Genomic DNA, 1955 nt, shown 5'->3' with positions numbered 1-1955 from the left:
GGCGACGATGGTGGAGCCGGTGGCGATCTCGGAGTTCATCAGCCCCATCGTCTCGGTCTGCGAGACGGCGTCGGAAGCGGTTTCGTGGTCGGTGTCGATCTCGCCGGATTCGAAGGCCGACAGCATGGCGTTGGGGTCGGAGCCGTAGTCGACCCATTTGATGCCGTCGAGATGGAATTCGCCCTTCCACCAGGGCTTATCCCTGCGCTTCACCTCCGCACCCGTCTCGGCATCCCAGCTGACCAGCTCGCAGGGGCCGGTGGTGATGGCGAGCGCCTTCAGGGGATCGCCGTCGCCCTCATAGGAGCGGTGCATGATCAGCGCCGGATAGTCGGCCATGCCGGCGATCAGCGAGATGTCGGGCTTCGGCAGATTGAGCTTGATGGTGAAGTCGTCGACCTTGGCGATGCCGCCATCGACGACCTTCTTGGTGTCGGCATTGACCAGCGCGCCCATGCGCGCGGCGACCGAATTGCCCGGCACCGAGGCATCGCACCAGCGGGTGAGGTTGTGAATGACATCATCGGCGTTGAAGGCATCGCCATTCGACCAGGATATGCCCTTGCGCACATGCAGGGTCAGCGTCCTGGCGTCGTCGCTCGCCTCCCAGCTTTCGAGCAGCCAGGGCTCGAAGGAGAAGTCGGTGTTCCAGCGCACCAGATATTCGTTGCAGTGGCGGGCGACATTCGACATCTCCACGCCGTCGAAGGTGCGCGGGTCCTTGAAGCCCTTGACGTTCATGGCGACGCGCAGGACGCCGCCCTTCTTCGGTTCTGCCGCGCGGGCAGGGGTGGGGGCGAGCCCGCCCAGCGCAAACGCGCCGGCGGCACTGACACCGAGGCCGGCCATCAGCACCAGATATTCGCGGCGGTTGATGCCGCCGGTCCTGAAATCATCGGCGACGGATTTGGCTTGCGGGTGGAGTTTGCGGTCGGTCAGCATGAATTTCATCGTCGTTCCCCTGTTGTTGATGCATGCCGCCCAAAAGTGCCCAGCGGTTTTGGGACAACGGCATGCACAGAAAAATCGCCCCGGCCGATCGACAGACGCGGGGGCGGACGCGACCGCCGGGGCGCCGTTGCCTGAGCGGGAATGATAGAGCGGGGTGACGCTAGGGAGTGTTCGGTTTTCCGCAGTGATTGTGCGGGGTTCCGCAGGGGGAGTCGGCAGTGCGCTTATGCTTTGCAGCCGCGCTGCGAGGAGATGCGCCAACGGCGCGGCGCCAATCTCCCTCCTTGAGGGGGAGATGGCCGGCAGGCCAGAGGGGGTCGGCACGACGGGACGCGACCTCCTACTTTAAAAAAGATGATGCTAGCGCTCTACGCGCGACGACCCCCTCTGTCGCCTTCGGCGACATCTCCCCTTCAAGGGGGGAGATTAGCGTTCCACCGTCGGCCACTCACCTCGGCCCAGCGCAGCAACCGCGCCGACAATCCGCGCAAACGCTTCCGCCGCGGCCGGCACCGTCGTTCGGGCGCGCAGGAAGCTGTGCACCAGCCTCGGTTCCTCGTGCCACCGGGCCTTGCCGCCGGCGGCCACAATGCGGTCGCGGTAGGTCTCGCCATCCGACGACAGCGGGTCGCATTGCGCCGTGACGATCACCGTTGGCGGCAGGCCGGAGAAATCGGTGTCGCGCAGCGGTGAGAAGGTCGGGTCGTCGGGCGATTGCCGCCTGGCCGAGCGGACGTCGCGGTAGAAGGCGATGTCGGCCACGGATAGCAGCGGCGCCTCGGCGTGTTCGACATAGGAACCGGCGGTCTCGTCGCCGCCGAGTTCGGGATAGATCAGCACTTGCCCGACCGCAGCTCTGATATGGCGGCGCGTCGCCTGCGCCACGGCGGCGGCGAGATTGCCGCCAGCGCTTTCGCCACACAGGACCAGCGGCAGGTCTGACGTCGCTGCCGCCCATTCGAAGGCGGCCACCGCATCGTCGAAGGCGGCGGGGTGGACGTGTT

At 66.1% G+C, this 1955-nt stretch carries 2 protein-coding genes; both read right to left on the bottom strand.

What is annotated here, in order from left to right:
• Positions 1-951, bottom strand: a 951-nt coding sequence (locus EN939_RS32135) for an ABC transporter substrate-binding protein (protein WP_245473249.1), incomplete at its 3' end; no start/stop codon positions are given.
• A gap of 426 nt (positions 952-1377) precedes the next feature.
• Positions 1378-1955 (bottom strand): alpha/beta hydrolase fold domain-containing protein (locus EN939_RS32130; RefSeq protein ID WP_164751420.1); only part of this gene is annotated, 578 nt, incomplete at its 5' end.

Origin of the sequence: Mesorhizobium sp. M7A.F.Ca.CA.002.05.1.1 (assembly GCF_003998335.1) — a bacterium.
Lineage (GTDB): Bacteria > Pseudomonadota > Alphaproteobacteria > Rhizobiales > Rhizobiaceae > Mesorhizobium.
This window is presented reverse-complemented; position numbering and strand designations above follow the sequence as displayed.